13 protein-coding genes are annotated in these 16,953 nt (G+C 54.3%); 12 read left to right on the top strand and 1 reads right to left on the bottom strand.

The features are described from left to right. The first annotated feature begins 3 nt into the window (after window positions 1–3). From msbA to WCC56_RS17780, 6 genes are all read left to right on the top strand, one after another. Window positions 4–1,752 carry a lipid A ABC transporter ATP-binding protein/permease MsbA gene (msbA, locus tag WCC56_RS17805; protein ID WP_424693659.1) on the top strand — a complete coding sequence of 583 codons (1,749 nt, stop codon included), beginning with the start codon at window positions 4–6 and terminating at the stop codon, window positions 1,750–1,752. Further along, complete coding sequence (gene lpxK, locus WCC56_RS17800) at window positions 1,749–2,732, top strand: tetraacyldisaccharide 4'-kinase (protein WP_424693658.1); 984 nt, start codon at window positions 1,749–1,751, stop codon at window positions 2,730–2,732. Before msbA ends, lpxK begins: the two co-directional genes overlap by 4 nt. A gap of 83 nt (window positions 2,733–2,815) precedes the next feature. Next, a complete protein-coding gene (locus tag WCC56_RS17795) occupies window positions 2,816–4,024 on the top strand; it encodes a winged helix-turn-helix domain-containing protein (RefSeq protein WP_424693657.1) in 1,209 nt (402 codons plus the stop codon). Between the two features lie 85 nt (window positions 4,025–4,109). Further along, on the top strand, window positions 4,110–4,292 hold the full coding sequence (locus tag WCC56_RS17790) for a Trm112 family protein (protein ID WP_424693656.1): 183 nt from the start codon (window positions 4,110–4,112) through the stop codon (window positions 4,290–4,292). Continuing rightward, window positions 4,289–5,035 (top strand): 3-deoxy-manno-octulosonate cytidylyltransferase, encoded by a 747-nt coding sequence (kdsB, locus tag WCC56_RS17785; RefSeq protein WP_424693655.1) that lies wholly within the window; start codon window positions 4,289–4,291, stop codon window positions 5,033–5,035. Before WCC56_RS17790 ends, kdsB begins: the two co-directional genes overlap by 4 nt. Window positions 5,036–5,089: 54 nt before the next feature. Then, window positions 5,090–5,983 carry a YcbJ family phosphotransferase gene (locus WCC56_RS17780; RefSeq protein ID WP_424693654.1) on the top strand — a complete coding sequence of 298 codons (894 nt, stop codon included), beginning with the start codon at window positions 5,090–5,092 and terminating at the stop codon, window positions 5,981–5,983. Here WCC56_RS17780 and elyC read toward each other — a convergent pair. Next, entirely contained in the window at window positions 5,960–6,748 is a 789-nt protein-coding gene (gene elyC, locus WCC56_RS17775) for an envelope biogenesis factor ElyC (RefSeq protein WP_424693653.1), read from the bottom strand. The genes WCC56_RS17780 and elyC overlap by 24 nt on opposite strands. A gap of 126 nt (window positions 6,749–6,874) precedes the next feature. Here elyC and cmoM point away from each other — a divergent pair, with 126 nt between their 5' ends. The 6 genes from cmoM (at window position 6,875) to WCC56_RS17745 (ending at window position 16,900) form a co-directional block, all read left to right on the top strand. After that, window positions 6,875–7,663, top strand: a complete 789-nt coding sequence (gene cmoM, locus WCC56_RS17770; RefSeq protein WP_424693652.1) for a tRNA uridine 5-oxyacetic acid(34) methyltransferase CmoM — start codon at window positions 6,875–6,877, stop codon at window positions 7,661–7,663. Continuing rightward, the gene (gene mukF, locus WCC56_RS17765; RefSeq protein ID WP_424693651.1) at window positions 7,656–8,978 is read left to right on the top strand and encodes a chromosome partition protein MukF; all 1,323 of its coding nucleotides are present in this window, start codon (window positions 7,656–7,658) and stop codon (window positions 8,976–8,978) included. The genes cmoM and mukF overlap by 8 nt, the downstream gene beginning before the upstream one ends. Continuing rightward, complete coding sequence (mukE, locus tag WCC56_RS17760) at window positions 8,959–9,681, top strand: chromosome partition protein MukE (RefSeq protein ID WP_424693650.1); 723 nt, start codon at window positions 8,959–8,961, stop codon at window positions 9,679–9,681. Before mukF ends, mukE begins: the two co-directional genes overlap by 20 nt. Then, a complete protein-coding gene (mukB, locus tag WCC56_RS17755) occupies window positions 9,682–14,145 on the top strand; it encodes a chromosome partition protein MukB (protein WP_424693649.1) in 4,464 nt (1,487 codons plus the stop codon). A 166-nt stretch (window positions 14,146–14,311) separates the two neighbouring features. After that, complete coding sequence (gene ldtD, locus WCC56_RS17750) at window positions 14,312–16,165, top strand: L,D-transpeptidase (RefSeq protein ID WP_424693648.1); 1,854 nt, start codon at window positions 14,312–14,314, stop codon at window positions 16,163–16,165. Window positions 16,166–16,351: 186 nt separating this feature from the next. Further along, complete coding sequence (locus tag WCC56_RS17745; RefSeq protein WP_424693647.1) at window positions 16,352–16,900, top strand: DUF882 domain-containing protein; 549 nt, start codon at window positions 16,352–16,354, stop codon at window positions 16,898–16,900. Window positions 16,901–16,953: the final 53 nt, after the last annotated feature.

Here is a 16,953-nt window from a genome sequence, read left to right as displayed (position 1 = left end):
ATAATGCATCAGGAAAAAGATCTCTCCACCTGGCAGACATTCCGTCGCCTCTGGCCGATGATCAAACCGTTTAAACCCGGGTTGATTGTGGCTGCGGTAGCACTGGTACTGAACGCAGCGGGAGATACATTAATGCTGTCACTGCTGAAACCGTTGCTGGATGACGGTTTTGGTAAGGCTGACTCTTCCGTGCTGCTTTGGATGCCTCTGGCGGTTATGGGTTTAATGTTAATCCGTGGCGTCACCAGTTATATCTCTAGTTACTGCATCTCCTGGGTTTCCGGCAACGTGGTGATGAGTATGCGCCGTCGCCTGTTCAGCCATATGATGGGAATGCCGGTTGCCTTCTTCGATCAGCAGTCTACAGGGACGCTACTTTCGCGCATCACCTACGACTCCGAGCAGGTTGCTTCCTCTTCTTCCAGTGCATTGGTAACCGTAGTCCGTGAAGGGGCCTCGATTATTGGCCTGTTCATCATGATGTTCTACTACAGCTGGCAGCTGTCGCTGATCCTGATTTTACTGGCTCCGATTGTCTCTTTTGCCATCCGTACGGTTTCCAAGCGCTTCAGAAACATCAGCAAAACGATGCAAAACACCATGGGACATGTGACCACCAGTGCTGAGCAGATGCTGAAAGGGCATAAAGAGGTGCTGATCTTTGGTGGCCAGGAAGTGGAAAGCCAGCGTTTCGCTCGCGTCAGCAACCATATGCGCCAGCAGGGCATGAAACTGGTCTCTGCGTCCTCGATCTCTGATCCTATCATCCAGCTGATCGCTTCACTGGCGCTGGCTTTCGTGCTGTATGCCGCAAGCTTCCCAAGCGTGATGGAAACGCTGACGGCCGGTACTATCACCGTTGTCTTCTCTTCGATGATTGCCCTGATGCGTCCGCTGAAGTCACTGACTAACGTCAATGCCCAGTTCCAGCGCGGCATGGCGGCCTGTCAGACACTGTTCTCCATTCTGGATACCGAGCAGGAAACCGATACCGGCACACGTGTCATTGAACGCGCTAAAGGTGACGTTGAATTCCGCAATGTGACCTTCACCTATCCTGGCCGTGAAGCGCCTGCGCTGCACAACATTAACCTGGCTATCCCGGCAGGGAGAACTGTTGCGCTGGTGGGGCGTTCAGGTTCAGGTAAGTCTACGATTGCCAGCCTGATGACCCGTTTCTACGATATCCAGCAGGGCGAAATTCTGATGGATGGTCACGACCTGCGCGAGTATACGCTCAGTTCACTGCGTAATCAGGTTGCGCTGGTTTCACAGAACGTGCATCTGTTTAACGATACGGTGGCGAATAACATTGCCTACGCCCGTAACGACAAGTACAGCCGTGAAGAGATCGAAAAAGCCGCAACAATGGCCCATGCCATGGACTTCATCAATAAGATGGATAAAGGGCTGGATACCATGATTGGCGAAAATGGCGTGCTGCTTTCCGGCGGCCAGCGCCAGCGTATTGCGATTGCGCGTGCGTTGCTGCGTGACTGTCCAATCCTGATCCTGGATGAAGCGACTTCGGCACTCGATACCGAGTCCGAGCGCGCAATCCAGTCTGCGCTGGATGAATTGCAGAAAAACCGCACTTCACTGGTCATTGCTCACCGCCTTTCTACGATTGAGAAGGCAGATGAGATTGTGGTTGTGGAAGACGGTTACATTGTTGAACGCGGAAGCCATGCCGATCTGCTGGAACAGCGTGGTGTGTATGCTCAGCTTCATAAGATGCAGTTTGGTCAATGATTGAACGCATCTGGAGCGGGCGCTCCGCGCTTTATCTGTTGCTGGTTCCGCTAAGCTGGCTGTATGGCCTGATCAGTAACCTGATACGCCTCAGCTATGTCTGGGGCTTACGTAAAGCGTGGCGTGCTCCTGTTCCGGTAGTGGTGGTTGGCAATCTGACAGCCGGAGGCAACGGAAAAACGCCGGTTGTCATCTGGCTGGTGCAGGCTTTACAGCAACGAGGCCTGCGCCCGGGCGTCGTCTCAAGAGGTTACGGTGGGAAGGCTGAACGTTATCCGCTGGTGTTGGATGACAACACCACTACGGATCAGGCTGGTGATGAACCTGTGCTGATTTATCAGCGCACAGGGGCAGCGGTTGCGGTCTCTCCTGTCAGAAGAGAGGCTGTTCAGGCGCTCACCGATCGCGGCAATATCGATATCATCATTACCGACGACGGTCTGCAACATTACGCACTGGCGAGAGATTTCGAAATCGTGGTGGTGGATGGCAAGCGCCGTTTCGGCAATGGCTGGTGGTTGCCCGCAGGCCCGATGCGCGAACGTGCTTCCCGTTTGAATAGCGTGGATGCCATCATCGTCAACGGCGGTGAGGCGCAGGCGGGAGAGGTAGCGATGCAACTTGTCCCTGCTCATGCCGTCAATATCCGCAGTGGTGAAACGCGTCCGGTGACGATGCTGGAAAATGTGGTCGCCATGGCCGGTATCGGTCATCCTCCTCGCTTCTTTGCCACCCTCCATCTCCAGGGTATTACACCCGTCAGAGAAGTGCCTTTTGCCGATCATCAGTCTTACCAAAAGGCGCAGCTGTCTGTTCTGCTAACGCCGGGCGAGACGTTATTAATGACAGAAAAAGACGCGGTCAAGGTCCGGGCTTTTGCGGATGATAACTGGTGGTATCTGCCGGTTGATGCCGAGCTACCGACGGCGGCTTCGGATACCTTACTAACGGCGATCTCTGCACTACCTTCCAGACGCTAACAAGCTGAATAAGCGCACAATCTCCGTGCTGAACCCGCAGGAAAAAGACTAAACTCACAGCATCTTTGTTACGAAGGTGCCTTATGTCCTCTTTCCAGATCTCGCTCTCAAAAGCCCGTCAGTTACACCTTGCCGCTCAGGGCCTGCTGCGCCCGCCAAAACGTAAAGCCAGAGCCCAGGATCTGCTCAGCGCCATCCGCCAGATGTCCTTGTTGCAAATTGACACCATCCATGTGGTTGCCCGCAGCCCTTATCTGGTGCTATTCAGCCGGCTAGGTGAGTATCCGGAAAGCTGGCTGGGTGAGGCGCTAAGCAGCGGCAGCCTGTATGAATACTGGGCGCATGAAGCCTGCTTTATCCCTATCGAAGACTATCCATTGTTGCGCCACCGCATGCTGAATCCTCAGCATATGGGGTGGAAATATAACAGTGAGTGGATGGAGAACTGGCAGGTAGAGGTAGGCGAGTTGCTGACGCATATCGAACAAAATGGTCCGGTCAGATCGGCAGATTTTGCTGCACCGCCAGGGCAGAAACCCGGCTGGTGGGCATGGAAACCGCATAAACGTCACCTTGAAAACCTGTTCACTGCTGGCGAGTTGATGGTGACAGAGCGGCGTAACTTTCAGCGCGTCTATGACCTGAGACAGCGCGTGATGCCTGACTGGAATGACCAGCAACATGGCATAGATGAGGCTGAGGCTGTCCGGCAGATGTTGCGTAACAGTGCCCGGAGTTTGGGACTTTTTCGTGCAGCCTGGTTGCCAGATTATTATCGGCTTAAGCGCGCACCGGTGAAGGAGGTGCTGGCTGACTTGCTGGCGCGCGAAGAAGTTATCCCGGTCGAGGTTGAATCGCTGGGAACGTGTTATCTGGATGCCTCTTTGTTGCCCCTGCTGGAAGAGAAAACCCAGGCAACCTACACCACGCTGCTCTCTCCTTTTGATCCTGTGGTCTGGGACCGTAAACGGGCGCTGGAGCTGTTTAACTTCGATTATCGGCTGGAATGCTACACGCCCGAAGCGAAGCGGCAATATGGCTATTTTGTGCTGCCCATCCTGCACAGGGGTGAGCTGAAAGGGCGGCTGGATGCCAAAATGCGGCGTAAGGAGAAAATATTGCAGATTAATCAGCTGTGGCTGGAGCAGGGCGGTAAAGTCAGTCAGGGAATGATCAATGACCTGCAACAGGCTATTTCTCGCTTTGCCCGCTGGCAGGGAGCGGAGACTGTGGTTGTGGATAACCTGCCCGAGACGTTGGCCAGTGCCTGGCAAAAAGGGTGGGTGCTGTAACATCCTGAGCGCTGGGGAGTAACCGATGCCTCGCCAGCTATGATATTCTAAGGACCTGTCTGACCGGGTTCACCAGGGAGAAACCATGGATCACCGTTTACTCGAAATCGTTGCTTGTCCTGTTTGTCACGGCAAACTTAATTACATCAAAGACCAGCAGGAGCTTATCTGCAAACCTGATGGCCTTGCTTATCCTGTTCGCGACGGCATTCCAGTCCTGCTTGAGACAGAGGCGCGTTCACTCACCATGGAAGAGATCCACCCATGAGTTTTGTTGCAATTATCCCGGCGCGCTTTGCTTCCACGCGCCTGCCAGGTAAACCACTGGTCGATATCCAGGGCAAACCGATGGTCGTTCATGTGATGGAACGAGCGCTGGAGTCGGGTGCCGACCGCGTTATTGTCGCGACCGATAACGAAGACGTGGCTCGTGCTGTTGAAGCGGCGGGCGGTGAGGTTTGTATGACCCGCGCCGATCATCACTCCGGCACAGAGCGCCTGGCTGAAGTTATCGATCGCTATCAGTTTGCTGATGACACCATCATTGTGAACGTGCAGGGCGATGAGCCGATGATCCCCCCGGTTATCATCCGTCAGGTAGCCGAGAATCTGGCCAAAAGTGAAGCTGGTATGGCCACGTTAGCGGTGCCAATTGAAACAGCAGAAGAAGCCTTTAATCCAAATGCAGTCAAAGTTGTCATGGATGCAAAAGGCTACGCGCTCTATTTCTCCCGGGCTACCATTCCCTGGGATCGTGAGCGCTTTGCCACTTCACGCGAAAAAATTGGCGAAACCTTCCTGCGCCACATTGGTATTTACGGCTACCGTGCTGGGTTCATTCGCCGCTATGTTAGCTGGGAGCCAAGCCCGCTGGAGCAAATTGAACTGCTTGAGCAGCTGCGCGTGCTCTGGTACGGCGAAAAAATTCACGTTGCCGTTGCAAAAGCGATCCCAAGCGTAGGTGTGGATACACCAGAAGATTTGGCTCGCGTCCGCGCGGCCATGCAGTAATCCTGTTGGGGCCTGAAGCTGGCCCCTTCTCCACTTTTTATAAAGGAGGAGGAAATGGAGCAACTCCGCTCGGAACTGTCTCTGGTATTGGGCGAAACCCTTAGCCGTCTCGAATGCATCAGCGAGCAACCCTGGTCCAGTCTCTATTCGCTCTACGATCAGCAAGGCCACTCCTTGCCGATGGTGGCAAAGTACTTCAATGTGAAAGGCATTGCGGCACAGGAAGCCTATAAGCTTTCGATGCTGGCGAAGGACAGCACCCTCCGTCTACCGACGGTCTACGGATTGATCGTCAGCCAGCAGCCCCCGCAGCATGATGTGTTACTGATTGAACGCATGGGCGGTGTCTCGATAGAAGCGCCAACGCGCACGCCGGCTCGCTGGTTACAGTTGCAGGACCAAATCGTTGAGGCCCTGTTGGCATGGCACCGATTAGACAGCCACGGGCTGGTGGGCAGTGTCGACAGTACGCAGGAAAATAACTGGGTTTCCTGGTATGCGCAGCGCGTTGAGGTGATCTGGTCTACGCTCGGATTTATGCGCAGTGAGGCGCTGTCGATGGAACATCGGCGAGTGCTGTATCGCAGCAGGGAAAACCTGGGCAATCTGCTGGCCGATTTTAACGATCCCTGTGTGCTGGTTCATGGCAACCTGTCGCTTAATAACATGCTGAAAGAGGTGTGGAGCGACCAACTGCTGTCGATGATCAATCCTGGGATGCTGCTGTGGGCACCGAGAGAATATGAGTTGTTCAGGCTTTGCGAAGAGGGGTTGGCGGAAAGCCTGCTGTTCCATTATTTGAAGCAGGCTCCGGTGGCTGAAGGTTTTGTGGCTCGTCGCTGGCTATACACTTTATGGGATGAAACTGACCGGCTTATTCATACCGGTCAGTTTGATGCACGCCGCTTTCAGCGCGCGGCAGATTCACTGCTCCCCTGGCTCAGTTGAGGGGCGATCGGCTGAGGTCAGCCGCTGCCAGCTTCTTCCCAGCCACTCATAAATGGCTCGATCGCTGTGAGTCAGCCACAACGGCGAAGGGATCACCCGCTCCCAGAAGTTTAATGGCGAGGCGATGGCCAGTTGATTGGCTGGCGCGGGTAAAGGAGTCAGTCCCTGCTGTTGGAAAAAGATCATCGCACGAGGTAAGTGCGAGGCTGAGGTCACCAGCAGGAAGGGAGTGTTCCCGACCACTTTAGCCACTTCTGCCGCTTCCTGTCGTGTATCTCTGGGCTTATCGAGCGTTACGATCGCGCTTAATGGCACGCCTAACGACTGCGCAACCCTGGAAGTCACTTCTGCAGAGCTGACCGGATTATTTTGCGCCGCCGCACCAGTGAAAATCATTTTCGCACCCGGATTCGCACGCCACAGGCGGATCCCCTCAACCAATCTCGGTAAGCTGTTGTTGATCATATTGGAACCGGGAGCCCAGTCAGGGTTCCAGGTGTACCCGCCGCCCAGCACCACCACATACCCGACTTTTTGCTGATTGTGCCAGGTTGGGTAACTGTTTTCTGTCGGCGCAAGCAGACTGTCGGCCACCGGCTGCAGGCTTAGCAAAGCCAACAGCAGGCAAGCCGCAGAGAGGATAATTTTGCCGGTTTTCTGCCAGCGGCTGAACCAGAGCAATGAAAGTGCAATTGCCATCACCACAATCAGCAAAGGCAAGGGCAGCAACAGGCCGCCGACGAGTTTTTTTAACGCAAAAAGCATACAAACGGACTCCTTTTGTCCGAAAAAACACCACCCGAGAGCCTGGCAGTGACTGAAAGGTTCATTCCTGGTCAGTGTATGTCAAAATAGCCGCCAGTTTCACCCACTCACCAGCCGGGAACCCGAATGCAGGATCGCAACTTTGATGATATAGCCGAAAAATTTTCGAAGAATATCTACGGTACCACCAAAGGGCGGATCCGCCAGGCGATCGTTTGGCAGGAGCTGGATGAAATCCTGGCTAGCCTGCCAGAAGGGCCGTTAAACGTGCTGGATGCAGGCGGGGGAGAGGGGCAAACTGGCTGTGGTCTGGCAGCCAGAGGCCATCAGGTCTTACTCTGTGATGTCTCCGAAGAGATGCTGCAACGCGCTCAGGCTCATGCCGAAGAAAAAGGTGTGAGCGGGAACATGCAATTCAAACAAATTAGCGCGCAACAAGTCGGTCAACATTTGGATAAGCCTGTCGATCTGGTATTGTTTCACGCTGTGCTTGAATGGGTAGCCGAGCCTGAAGCCATATTAAAGGCACTGTATGATGTTCTGGCCCCCGGCGGCGTCCTGTCGCTGATGTTTTATAACGTCAACGGTCTGATGATGCAGACGCTGGTGCTGGGCAACTTTGGCTACATGCAGGCTGGCCTGAAGAAACGCAAAAGAAAAACGCTGTCGCCTGACTTCCCCCGAGAACCTGAGCAGGTTTATTGCTGGTTGGAAGCTGCAGGCTTTACCGTGGAAACCAAAACCGGAATCCGCGTTTTTCATGACTATATGCGTGACAAAAACAAGCAATCTGAACGATTTGAGGAAGTCCTGGCGCTGGAGAAGCGCTTCTGCCGCCAGGAGCCATTTTTAAGTTTGGGCCGTTATATCCACGTCACCGCGCGGAAACCCATAAACAGGACGAACCATGAGTGAATTTTCCCAGACTGTACCGGAACTGGTCGCCTGGGCGCGAAAAAATGACTTTTCCGTCACGTTGCCTACCGAACGTCTGACGTTTTTGCTGGCGATTGCCACCCTGAACGGGGAGCGCATGGATGGCGAAATGAGCGAAGGCGAATTGACAGATGCCTTCCGCCACGTCAGTGAAGGGTTTGATCAAACCAGCGAAACCGTTGGGGTGCGAGCCAATAACGCCATTAACGATATGGTGCGTCAGCGTCTGCTTAATCGTTTTGTCAGTGAACAGGCCGATGGCAACGCCATCTATCGCCTGACGCCGCTGGCCATCGGTATTACCGATTACTATATCCGCCAGCGTGAGTTCTCAACGCTGCGCCTCTCAATGCAGCTTTCAATTGTGGCTGGCGAGCTGAAACGTGCCGCTGATGCGGCCGACGAAGATGGCGACGAATTCCACTGGCATCGCAATGTTTTCGCCCCGTTGAAATACTCCGTGGCGGAAATTTTCGACAGCATCGATATCACTCAGCGAACCATGGATGAACAGCAGCAAGCGGTGAAAGAGGATATCGCCCAGCTGTTGAACAAAGACTGGCGAGCGGCGATCTCCAGCTGTGAAATGCTCCTGAATGAAACCTCCGGCACGCTGCGAGAGCTGCAAGATACGCTGGAAGCCGCGGGTGATAAACTGCAGGCCAATCTGTTACGTATTCAGGATGCCACGCTGAGCAGCCCGGACCTGGGCTTTATCGATAAGCTGGTGTACGACCTGCAGAACAAGCTGGACCGTATTATCAGCTGGGGCCAGCAGGCGATCGACCTGTGGATCGGTTACGACCGTCACGTGCACAAATTCATCCGTACCGCGATCGATATGGATAAAAACCGCGTCTTCGCCCAGCGTCTCCGCAAATCAGTTCAGACCTATTTTGATTATCCGTGGGCGTTAACCTACGCCAACGCTGACCGCTTATACGATATGCGTGATGAAGAGCTGGCGCTGCGCAGCGAAGAAGTGACCGGTGAACTGCCGTCCGAGCTGGAATACGAAGAGTTCAACGAAATTCGTGAACAGCTGGCGGCGATGATTGAAGAAGCGCTGGCCATCTATAAAGCCCAACAAAAACCGCTCAATCTGGGCGCAGTAATGCGTGATTACCTGGTGCAGTATCCAAGGGCACGACACTTCGACGTGGCGCGAATTGTCGTCGATCAGGCCGTCCGCTTAGGCGTGGCCGAAGCAGATTTCTCCGGCTTGCCAGCAGAATGGCAGGTCATTAATGATTACGGAGCCAAGGTGCAGGCGCATGTCATCGACAAATATTGAACAAGTGATGCCGGTTAAACTGGCACAGGCGCTGGCCAATTCTCTTTTCCCGGCGCTGGACAGCCAGTTACGTTCCGGTCGCCATATTGGCATTGAAGAGCTGGATCAACATGCTTTCCTGATGGATTATCAGGAGTATCTGGAAGAGTTTTATGCGCGTTACAACGTCGAGTTGATCCGCGCGCCGGAAGGCTTCTTCTATCTGCGTCCCCGCTCCACCACGCTGATCCCGCGTTCGGTCCTTTCCGAGCTGGATATGATGGTTGGCAAAATCCTCTGTTATCTCTACCTCAGCCCTGAGCGTCTGGCGAATGAAGGTATCTTCACCCAGCAGGAGCTCTATGATGAGCTGCTGTCGCTGGCTGATGAGAGCAAACTGATGAAGTTCGTCAACCAGCGCTCAACCGGTTCCGACATTGATCGGCAAAAGTTGCAGGAAAAAATGCGTGCTTCCCTCAACCGTCTGCGCCGTCTTGGCATGGTGTGGTTTATGGGCAATGACAGCAGCAAATTCCGCATCATTGAGTCGGTCTTCCGCTTTGGTGCTGATGTGCGTAGCGGCGACGATGCCCGCGAAGCGCAGCTGAGGATGATCCGGGAGGGCGAAGCGATGCCGATTGAAGGTGGCCTGGCGCTGAATGATGAAAGCGAAGAGGATGATGAGGCTCAGAGCCTGTCGTCGGACAACGCGGAGAATGAGTAAATGATTGAACGCGGAAAATTTCGCTCGCTGACCCTGGTTAACTGGAACGGCTTCTTTGCCCGAACCTTTGACCTGGATGAGCTGGTTACTACCTTATCAGGCGGTAACGGTGCCGGTAAGTCCACCACCATGGCGGCCTTTATCACGGCTTTAATCCCCGATCTGACGCTGTTGCACTTCCGTAACACCACCGAAGCAGGGGCAACTTCCGGCTCGCGTGATAAAGGTCTGCACGGAAAGCTGCGTCCTGGCGTCTGTTACGCCGCGCTGGATGTGGTGAACTCCCTGCATCAGCGAGTCATTGTGGGTGTCCGTCTGCAACAGGTTGCCGGTCGCGATCGTAAAGTCGATATCAAGCCTTTCAGTATTCACGGCTTGCCTATGTCGATCAATCCGACGGAAATTCTGACGGAAACGGTGAATGCCCGTCAGGCGCGTGTACTGCCGCTTAGCGAACTGAAAGAGAAGTTCGAAGCGATGGAAAGCGTGCAGTTCAAGCAGTTCAACTCGATCACCGATTATCACTCGCTGATGTTTGATCTGGGCATTGTGGCGCGTCGTCTGCGTTCAGCGGCCGATCGCAGCAAATATTATCGCCTGATTGAAGCCTCGCTGTACGGCGGCATCTCCAGCGCCATTACCCGATCGCTGCGTGATTACCTGCTGCCGGAAAATAGCGGCGTGCGTAAGGCCTTCCAGGATATGGAAGCCGCGCTGCGTGAAAACCGCATGACGCTGGAAGCCATACGCGTCACGCAGTCCGACCGCGATCTGTTTAAGCATCTGATTTCCGAAGCAACCAGCTATGTTGCTGCGGACTATATGCGTCATGCTAACGAACGCCGCATCCACCTTGATGGCGCGCTGCTGAACCGTAATGAGTTGTTCACCAGCCGTAAACAGTTAAAAACCGAGCAGTATCGCCACGTTGAAATGGCCCGCGAATTGGGCGAGCACAACGGTGCGGAAAGCGATCTTGAAACCGACTACCAGAGCGCCAGCGATCACCTGAATCTGGTGCAGACGGCGATGCGTCAGCAGGAAAAAATCGAGCGCTACGAAGGCGATATCGATGAGCTGACCTACCGTCTGGAAGAGCAGAATGAAGTCGTCGCTGAAGCGCGTGAAGTGCAGGAAGAGAATGAAGCCCGCAGCGAAGCCGCCGAACTTGAAGTCGATGAGCTGAAAAGTCAGCTGGCCGATTATCAGCAGGCGCTGGACGTGCAGCAAACCCGCGCCATTCAGTATCAGCAGGCTTTGCAGGCTCTGCAACGCGCTCAGGAAATCTGCCGGGTTGCAGAGTTGAGCGTGGACAATGCCGAAGAGTGGCAGGAAACCTTCCGCGCCAAAGAGCAGGAAGCTACCGACAAATTATTGCAGCTTGAGCAGAAAATGAGTGTGGCGCAGGCCGCTCACAGTCAGTTCGAGCAGGCTTTTGAGCTGGTGGGCCGCATTGCCGGGCCGGTCAGTCGTTCTGAAGCTTATCAGACCGGTCGCGAATTACTGCGAGATGCCAGCAATCAGCGCTATCACGCCGAGCAGTTACAGTCTTTACGCTCACGCGTGGCTGAGATGGAACAGCGACTGCGTGAACAGCAGGACGCAGAGCGGTTACTGAACGAGTTCTGTAAGCGTCACGGCCAACAGTTTGAGCCGCAGGATTTGGAAGGCTATCAGTACGAGCTTGAAGCCCGGATTGAACAGCTGTCCGAGAGTGTGTCTGAAGCGGGCGAACGTCGCATGGAAATGCGTCAGGAGCTTGAGCAAATCCGTGAACGAATTGCCCGTCTGACCAAACAGGCGCCTCAGTGGCATGCCGCGCAGGATATTCTCAGCCAGCTGAATGAGCAAACCGGTCAGGAGCTGGAGAGCGGTCAGCAGGTGACCGAATACATGCAGCAACTGCTGGAGCGTGAGCGCGAAACAACCGTTGAGCGTGATGAAGTCTCTGCCCGTAAACGCGAAGTTGAAAAGCAGGTTGAGCGTCTGAGCCAGCCTGGTGGCGCTGAAGATGCCCGCATGACGCATCTGGCCGAGCGATTTGGCGGCGTACTGCTGTCTGAAATTTATGACGATGTGACCATCGACGATGCGCCTTACTTCTCCGCGCTTTATGGACCGGCCCGTCACGGTATTGTGGTTCCGGACCTGTCTCTGGTACAGGATCTGCTGGATGGCCTTGAAGACTGCCCGGAAGACCTTTATCTGATTGAAGGGGATCCGCAGTCATTCGATGACAGCGTGTTTAACGTTGAAGAGCTGCAAAAAGCGGTAGTGGTGAAGTCAGGCGATCGCCAGTGGCGTTACTCCCGCTTCCCTAAAGTGCCGCTGTTTGGCCGTGCTGCCCGTGAAAATCAGCTGGATCTGTTACATGCTGAGCGCGAAACGCTGGCTGAACGCTATGCCACGCTGTCGTTTGATGTGCAGAAAACGCAGCGACTTCATCAGTCCTTCAGCCGTTTTATCGGTAGCCACTTAGCCGTTGCCTTTGAGTCAGATCCGGAAGCCGAACTGCGAGTGCTGAACCTTCGTCGTGGTGAACTGGAACGCGGGCTGGCAGCCCATGAGACGGATAACCAGCAGCAGCGCCAACAGTTTGACCAGGCGAAAGAGGGCGTCGCCCAGCTTAACCGCCTGATGCCACGCGTTAGCCTGCTGCAGGATGAAACCTTGCAGGATCGTTATGACGAACTGCTGGAACGTCTGGATGAAGCGCAGGAAGCGGCTCGTTTCCTGCAGCTGCATGGCAACCAGCTGGCGAAACTGGAACCGCTGATCTCGGTTCTGCAGAGCGACCCGGAGCAATACGAACAGCTGAAGCTGGATTATCAGCAGGCGCAGCAGGTTCAGCGCGATGCTCGCCAGCAGGCCTTTGCCATGACCGAAGTTGTGCAGCGTCGTGCGCACTTTGGCTATGTAGACTCCGCCGGTATGCTGGACGGCAACAGCGACCTCAACGAGAAGCTGCGTAAGCGTCTTGAGCAGGCCGAATCCGAGCGTGCTCGTGCCCGCGAGCAGCTGCGTGGACACCAGGCCCAGTTTACCCAGTATTCTCAGGTGCTCGCGTCACTGAAAAGTTCTTACGATGCCAAGCGCGACATGCTGAAAGAGCTTCAGCAGGAAATGCAGGATATCGGCGTGCCGGCTGATGCCAGCGCGGAAGAGCGTGCACGTCTGCGTCGTGATGAGCTCTATGCTGCACTGAGCAATAACCGCGCCCGTCGCAATCAGCTGGAAAAACAGATCACCTTCTGCGAAGCCGAAATGGACGCGTTGCAGAAAAAACTGAAGCGTGTCGAGCGTGATTACCATCAGGGCCGTGAGCAGGTTGTTAATGCCAAGGCTGGCTGGGTAGCCGTGTTACGTCTGGTGAAAGACAACGGCGTTGAGCGCCGACTGCACCGTCGCGAACTGGCGTATCTGGGTGGCGATGAGCTGCGCTCCATGTCGGATAAGGCGTTAGGTGCGCTGCGCCTGGCCGTGGCAGACAACGAACATCTGCGCGATGTGCTGCGCCTGTCTGAAGATCCTAAACGCCCAGAGCGTAAGATCCAGTTCTTCATCGCTGTTTATCAGCATCTGCGTGAACGTATCCGTCAGGACATTATCCGCACTGACGACCCGGTAGAAGCTATCGAGCAGATGGAGATTGAGCTTGGCCGTCTGACGGAAGAATTAACCGCACGTGAACAGATGCTGGCCATCAGCTCCCGCAGCGTGTCCAATATCATTCGTAAGACCATCCAGCGCGAGCAAAACCGTATTCGCCAGCTGAACCAGGGCTTGCAGGCCGTGAGCTTTGGCCAGGTGAAGAGCGTGCGACTGAACGTCAACGTGCGTGAGGCACACTCAACGCTTCTGGATGTCCTGTCTGAGCAGCATGAAGTGCATCAGGACCTGTTTAACAGCAACCGCCTGACCTTCTCAGAAGCGCTGGCTAAGCTCTATCAACGACTGAACCCGCAGATTGATATGGGCCAGCGTACGCCGCAAACCATTGGTGAAGAGCTGCTGGATTACCGCAACTATCTGGAAATGGAGGTTGAGGTTAATCGTGGATCTGACGGCTGGTTGCGTGCAGAGAGTGGCGCGCTGTCAACGGGTGAAGCTATTGGTACCGGGATGTCGATTTTGGTGATGGTCGTGCAAAGCTGGGAAGAAGAGTCTCGCCGCCTGCGCGGGAAAGATATCTCCCCTTGCCGTTTACTGTTCCTTGATGAAGCCGCCCGACTGGATGCCAAGTCGATCGCCACGCTGTTTGAACTGTGCGATCGTCTTGAAATGCAGCTGATTATCGCCGCTCCAGAGAATATCAGTCCTGAGAAGGGCACGACTTATAAACTGGTCCGTAAAGTGGTCAACAACATTGAACACGTTCACGTTGTTGGGCTGCGCGGCTTTGCTGCGGAACCTACCGCCGCAAATTCCTCAACTCCTGAGGAAAATCAACAGGCTTCTTCATAAGAAAATCTCAGCCGACTTCTATAGTAAAAAGTCGGACAGCGGTTTATTCTACCCAACGGCATTGGCTGTATTTACAGCGAATGCCGTTTTCTTTTTCTATACTGATAACAATGACTAATAAACAGGTGCGCGGCACCTGTTTGGGCACCTAACCAGGGAGCAAGGGATGTTGCTGATTAAAACGAATTCTGCAAGGTTAGCGCTGTTAGGCGCAGGTTTGGTGCTGCTCGCCGGACAGATGCAGCCTGCACTGGCGGGTATCCCACCGGTTTCAGCGCCTGTCACCTCAACGTATAGCCCTTCTCAGGCCCAGCGACTGCTGCAGGCTGAACTGCCAACGGGCTATAAACCGTTTTATCTGACTACTCTTGCTTCACTGTATGCCGCGCAGGGTATGCGACCTATGTGGCAGGATCGCCAGGCTGTGCAACAGTTCCAGCAACAGCTGGCGGAAGTGGCTATCTCTGGTGTGCAACCCCAGTTCAACCTGTGGGTCAAACTGCTGACCGATCCTTCGATCACGGGCTCAGCGCGGGATGTTGTTTTGTCTGATGCCATGCTGGGCTATCTGCACTTTGTCTCTACGGTGCCAGCCAAAGGGGAAACCTGGCTGTACAGCAACGTGCCCTACAAGCTGGAATTGCCTACGCTGTCCGTGATTAATCAGTGGCAGAGGTCAGTTGAAAATAGCGCGACTAACCCCTTTGTCACTTCACTGGCCCCTCAGCATCCGCAATATGTGCTGATGCATCAGGCATTGAAAACGCTCCTGGCAGACAATCATCCCTGGCCGCAACTGGCTGCTAAGCAGACGTTGAAGCCCGGCCAACTGAGCGATGATGTGCCAGCCTTGAGAAGCATTCTGGAGCGTACCGGGATGATGACCGCTGGCGTTGAAGGACCGAAGCCGACAGACGAAGCCGTTCCGACGACCAGCGTTCCTGCCTCTTTCGTTGATGAAGAAGTGGCGCCCACGCCAGCAGCTAAACCGGTAGATGAGCAGGCAACAGTCAGTCCTTCCGCCACTCCGTTGCCGGAAGACCCGAATGCGGCCAATACGCCTGAACAAGCCGGTCTGGTGCAGGAGAATACCGTACCAGCCGATCCAACGCATATCTACTCAGCCGATCTGGTTGAAGCGGTAAAACGTTTTCAGCGCTGGCAGGGGCTTGAACCAGATGGCGCCATTGGCCCACGTACACGCGAATGGTTGAACGTTTCGCCACAGCTTCGCGCGTCTTTGCTCGCCCTGAATATTCAGCGTTTACGCCTGCTGCCAGACGATATGCACAACGGGATTATGGTGAATATCCCTAACTACTCGCTGATCTATTATCTCAACGGCAGTCAGATTCTGGCGTCGAGGGTGATCGTTGGCCGTCCCGATCGCAAAACGCCTTTAATGCGCAGCGCGTTAAATAACGTGGTGCTGAACCCGCCATGGAACGTGCCTACCACCCTGGTGCGTCAGGACATTGTGCCAAAAGTGAAGCAGGACCCGTCTTACCTCTACAAACATAATTACACTTTGCTCTCTGGCTGGAGCAATGATGCTGAAGTCATCGATCCCAGCATGATTGACTGGCGGATGGTTTCAGCGGCTTCGTTCCCTTACCGCATTCGTCAGGCACCAGGTGCAACGAATTCTTTAGGCCGTTATAAATTCAATATGCCAAGTTCGGATGCTATCTACCTGCACGATACGCCAAACCATAATTTGTTCCAGAAGGACATCAGGGCGCTGAGCTCTGGCTGCGTGCGCGTCAACAAAGCCTCCGATTTGGCTAATTTGCTGTTGCAGGACGCTGGCTGGAATGACACCCGGATTTCCACCACCCTGAAGGAAGGTGACACCCGATATGTGTCGATCCGCCATCGTATTCCGGTCAACCTTTACTATCTGACGGCCTGGGTGGCGGATGATGGTAAGGCGCAATATCGTACAGATATTTACAATTATGATATGACCGCACGTTCAGGCGTGCAGAGCATGGCCGCCGCTGGTCAATTAATGCTCTAATGGTTGATTCTTCAGGTGTTCTGGCCGAAGCCTGAAAGCACCTCCGTTGGCAGGTACGGCAAGGTTTTTGATATTTGCCGTTCCTGTCACATTTCCCAGGTTGACTCCGCAATTCTCCCCGGTTATGGTTCCCGACGGTGACCATTTTGCACCATTTCAGAACATTTAGCCGGGTAACACAGATTTATGAATAATTTCGACGCTCATCGCCGTAAGTGGCTGACATTAGGAGGTGCTGCATTAGGGTGTGCACTGCTTCCCGGACAGGCTTTTGCCTCGCTCTCCACTTCGCGTCCTCGTGTATTAACACTGAATAACCTCAATACTGGTGAAACACTCAAAACCGAGTTTTTTAACGGTAAAAGTTACGACAAGGATGAGTTGTCACGTTTGAATCATTTCTTCCGTGATTATCGGGCCAACAAGGTCAAGAACATCGATCCCCATCTGTTCGACCAGCTTTACCGTTTGCAGGCGCTGCTGGATACCCGCAAACCGGTCACGTTGATTTCGGGTTATCGTTCACTGGCGACCAACAATTCCCTGCGGTCACACAGTAAAGGGGTAGCGAAACACAGTTACCACACGCTGGGGCAGGCGATGGATTTGCATATTGACGGGATTGCATTGAACAATGTACGCAAAGCGGCGCTTTCCATGCGCGCTGGTGGTGTAGGATACTACCCAAGCAGTAACTTTGTGCATATTGATACCGGGCCGGCACGGCACTGGTAAGATGAAATTCCGGTAGGGCCATGGCTCGCCGGTAACGGAGTGTTATGGACTAT

It is taken from the genome of Erwinia sp. (assembly GCF_049696395.1).
Taxonomy (GTDB): Bacteria; Pseudomonadota; Gammaproteobacteria; order Enterobacterales; family Enterobacteriaceae; genus Erwinia.
The sequence above is the reverse complement of the archived record's forward strand: the minus strand, read 5'-3'. Positions and strand labels throughout refer to the sequence as shown.

What these genes read in the sequence shown, in the direction of transcription:
- msbA (WP_424693659.1), top strand. Translation starts at nt 4, where the DNA reads ATGCATCAGGAAAAAGATCTCTCCACCTGGCAGACATTCCGTCGCCTC.
- lpxK (WP_424693658.1), top strand. Translation starts at nt 1,749, where the DNA reads ATGATTGAACGCATCTGGAGCGGGCGCTCCGCGCTTTATCTGTTGCTG.
- WCC56_RS17795 (WP_424693657.1), top strand. Translation starts at nt 2,816, where the DNA reads ATGTCCTCTTTCCAGATCTCGCTCTCAAAAGCCCGTCAGTTACACCTT.
- WCC56_RS17790 (WP_424693656.1), top strand. Translation starts at nt 4,110, where the DNA reads ATGGATCACCGTTTACTCGAAATCGTTGCTTGTCCTGTTTGTCACGGC.
- kdsB (WP_424693655.1), top strand. Translation starts at nt 4,289, where the DNA reads ATGAGTTTTGTTGCAATTATCCCGGCGCGCTTTGCTTCCACGCGCCTG.
- WCC56_RS17780 (WP_424693654.1), top strand. Translation starts at nt 5,090, where the DNA reads ATGGAGCAACTCCGCTCGGAACTGTCTCTGGTATTGGGCGAAACCCTT.
- elyC (WP_424693653.1), bottom strand. Translation starts at nt 6,748, where the DNA reads ATGCTTTTTGCGTTAAAAAAACTCGTCGGCGGCCTGTTGCTGCCCTTG.
- cmoM (WP_424693652.1), top strand. Translation starts at nt 6,875, where the DNA reads ATGCAGGATCGCAACTTTGATGATATAGCCGAAAAATTTTCGAAGAAT.
- mukF (WP_424693651.1), top strand. Translation starts at nt 7,656, where the DNA reads ATGAGTGAATTTTCCCAGACTGTACCGGAACTGGTCGCCTGGGCGCGA.
- mukE (WP_424693650.1), top strand. Translation starts at nt 8,959, where the DNA reads ATGTCATCGACAAATATTGAACAAGTGATGCCGGTTAAACTGGCACAG.
- mukB (WP_424693649.1), top strand. Translation starts at nt 9,682, where the DNA reads ATGATTGAACGCGGAAAATTTCGCTCGCTGACCCTGGTTAACTGGAAC.
- ldtD (WP_424693648.1), top strand. Translation starts at nt 14,312, where the DNA reads ATGTTGCTGATTAAAACGAATTCTGCAAGGTTAGCGCTGTTAGGCGCA.
- WCC56_RS17745 (WP_424693647.1), top strand. Translation starts at nt 16,352, where the DNA reads ATGAATAATTTCGACGCTCATCGCCGTAAGTGGCTGACATTAGGAGGT.